Source organism: Bacillus cereus group sp. N21, from assembly GCF_016483395.1.
Classification (GTDB): domain Bacteria; phylum Bacillota; class Bacilli; order Bacillales; family Bacillaceae_G; genus Bacillus_A; species Bacillus_A pseudomycoides.
The window spans coordinates 1-248 of sequence record NZ_JAEHBX010000396.1 but is presented as its reverse complement, the minus strand read 5'-3'; the positions used below and the strand labels follow the sequence as shown (position 1 = coordinate 248).

Sequence of the window (248 nt, the reverse complement as noted above, 5' to 3'; positions counted from 1 at the left end):
GTATGTAAGTTACAACATGGTAGGCCGCAATTACCAGAAGGTATGCCACAATTATCAGTTTCACATTCGGGTGAGTGGGTTGTCGTTGCATTTACAAAATCTGCATCTGTCGGTGTTGATGTTGAACAAATGAATCCAAATGTAGATGTGATGAAAATGGCAGAGGGCGTATTAACAGATATTGAAATAGCACAAGTTATGAAATTACCTAATGAACAGCGATTAGAAGGATTTTTAACGTATTGGAC

Annotated in this window: 1 pseudogene; it reads left to right on the top strand. The window is 37.9% G+C overall.

The window, feature by feature from the left end:
* Nucleotides 1-248: pseudogene (gene sfp / locus JDS96_RS31360) on the top strand (4'-phosphopantetheinyl transferase Sfp); the annotation flags it as partial.